Below are 3,069 nucleotides of genomic sequence, written 5' to 3' on the forward strand. Positions count from 1 at the left end.
CTTTGGTTATGCCCTCGACCGATTAGTAACAGTCAGCTCCATGTGTTACCACACTTCCACCTCTGCCCTATCTACCTCGTCGTCTTCAAGGGGTCTTACTACTTTACGTAGGGATATCTCATCTTGAGGGGGGCTTCACGCTTAGATGCCTTCAGCGTTTATCCCTTCCCGGCTTGGCTACTCTGCCATGACCTTGGTAAGTCAACAGATACACCAGCGGCCAGTCCATCCCGGTCCTCTCGTACTAAGGACAGCTCCTCTCAAATATCCTACGCCCACGCCGGATAGGGACCGAACTGTCTCACGACGTTCTGAACCCAGCTCGCGTACCGCTTTAATGGGCGAACAGCCCAACCCTTGGGACCTACTTCAGCCCCAGGATGCGATGAGCCGACATCGAGGTGCCAAACCACTCCGTCGATGTGAACTCTTGGGAGTGATAAGCCTGTTATCCCCAGGGTAGCTTTTATCCGTTGAGCGATGGCAATCCCACTTTATACCACCGGATCACTAAGTCCTACTTTCGTACCTGCTCCACCCGTCGGTGTCGCAGTCAAGCTCCCTTCTGCCTTTGCACTCTTCGAATGGTTTCCAACCATTCTGAGGGAACCTTTGAGCGCCTCCGATACCCTTTCGGAGGCGACCGCCCCAGTCAAACTCCCCACCTGACATTGTCCCCCGGCCGGATTACGGCCGCAGGTTAGAAACCCAGCACTGCAAGGGTGGTATCCCAACAGCGGCTCCATGGCAACTGGCGTCACCACTTCCTAGCCTCCCACCTATCCTGTACATACAATACCGAGTCCCAGTATCAAGCTAGAGTAAAGCTCCATGGGGTCTTTCCGTCCTGGCGCAGGTAACCAGCATCTTCACTGGTACTTCAATTTCACCGGGTGCATTGTCGAGACAGTGCCCAAATCATTACGCCTTTCGTGCGGGTCGGAACTTACCCGACAAGGAATTTCGCTACCTTAGGACCGTTATAGTTACGGCCGCCGTTTACTGGGGCTTAAGTTCAAAGCTTCGCCTTACGGCTAACCTCTCCCCTTAACCTTCCAGCACCGGGCAGGCGTCAGCCCATATACCTCACCTTTCGGTTTCGCATAGACCTGTGTTTTTGCTAAACAGTTGCTTGGGCCAATTCTCTGCGGCCTGCTCTCGCAGGCACTCCTTCTCCCGAAGTTACGGAGTCATTTTGCCGAGTTCCTTAACAATGCTTCTCCCGTCGGCCTTAGGATTCTCTCCTCATCCACCTGTGTCGGTTTACGGTACGGGTACGGTATGAACAATAGCGGCTTTTCTTGGCAGCCAGCTCACACATTTCCCTACTTTTAGTTCGGTATGCGTCACGTCTTCGGATTGATAAGCGGATTTGCCAACTTACCTCCTACCTCGCTTGCCCCGGTCTTTCCATTCCCGGTAGTGCTCTCTTTCTGCGTCCCCACAGTTCTGTCATACCGTAGTACAGGAATTTCAACCTGTTGTCCATCGACTACGCCTCTCGGCCTCGCCTTAGGTCCCGACTTACCCAGAGCAGATCAGCTTTACTCTGGAAACCTTGGATATTCGGCCGGAAGGATTCTCACCTTCCTCTCGCTACTCATTCCGGCATTCTCTCTTCCATACAGTCCACAGCTCCTTCCGGTACTGCTTCTTCCCGTATGCAATGCTCCTCTACCAATGTTAAAACATTCCTGAGCTTCGGTGATGTGTTTCAGCCCCGGACATTTTCGGCGCAGGACCTCTCGACCAGTGAGCTATTACGCACTCTTTTAATGTGTGGCTGCTTCTAAGCCAACATCCTGGTTGTCTTTGAAATCCCACATCCTTTTCCACTTAACACATACTTTGGGACCTTAGCTGCAGGTCTGGGCTCTTTCCCTTTCGACTACCCAACTTATCTCGTGTAGTCTGACTCCCATGAACCATCTACGCGGCATTCGGAGTTTGATATTCTTCGGTAAGCTTTGACGCCCCCTAGGAAATTCAGTGCTCTACCTCCGCAAGACTCTCATGAGGCTAGCCCTAAAGCTATTTCGAGGAGAACCAGCTATCTCCGGGTTCGATTGGAATTTCTCCCCTATCCACACCTCATCCCCACCCTTTTCAACGGATGTGGGTTCGGTCCTCCATTGCCTTTTACGGCAACTTCAACCTGGACATGGATAGATCACCCGGTTTCGGGTCTACTCCGACTGACTAACCGCCCTATTAAGACTTGGTTTCCCTTCGGCTCCGGACCTTTAGTCCTTAACCTCGCCAGCCAGCGTAACTCGCCGGACCGTTCTACAAAAAGTACGCGGTTGAACATGTAAAGTTCTTCCACAGCTTGTAAACACAGGGTTTCAGGTTCTCTTTCACTCCCCTCCCGGGGTCCTTTTCACCTTTCCTTCACAGTACTATGCGCTATCGGTCACTAAGGAGTATTTAGCCTTACGGGGTGGTCCCCGCGTATTCAGTCAAGGTTCCACGTGTCTCGACCTACTCTGGATACCGCCATGCTCGCTCACCTTTCGCTTACGGGGCTTTCACCCTCTCTGGCTGGCTTTCCCAAAACCATTCTGCTAGGCTCACAAGATCAATTCCGCGGTCCGAACCCCGGGGTGCACGCACCCCGGTTTGGGCTCTTCCGGTTTCGCTCGCCGCTACTTCCGGAATCGATGTTTCTTTCTCTTCCTCCGGCTACTTAGATGTTTCAGTTCACCGGGTTCCCCTCCATACGTTATGGATTGGCGTATGGATACATGAGGTTTGCTCATGTGGGTTTCCCCATTCAGAGATCTCCGGATCAATGGATATTTGCTCCTCCCCGAAGCTTTTCGCAGCTTATCACGTCTTTCATCGGCTCTTAGTGCCAAGGCATCCACCCTGCGCTCTTTCATGCATAACCAACTTGAAGGCCTCCCGCGGGAACGGGACTCCTTCCACACATGTATAGCGTTACATGCGTTGGTTCAGGTCAATTTTTTTACTTTGTTTTCTTCAAAGTGTGTCATCATCATCTCTGATGATGCCTCGGATGTCTTGATATTTTCATCAATTTCTTATATGCGGTTTTCAAGGTACATT

General features: G+C 51.9%; 1 rRNA gene. It reads right to left on the reverse strand.

Annotated elements, in window-relative coordinates:
- Positions 1-2 precede the first annotated feature (2 nt).
- A 23S ribosomal RNA gene (locus tag H7U36_RS14915) occupies positions 3-2,890 on the reverse strand.
- Between the last annotated feature and the right edge of the window lie 179 nt (positions 2,891-3,069).

The sequence above is a fragment of the Faecalicatena fissicatena genome (genome assembly GCF_016900595.1).
Lineage (GTDB): Bacteria > Bacillota > Clostridia > Lachnospirales > Lachnospiraceae > Claveliimonas > Claveliimonas intestinigallinarum.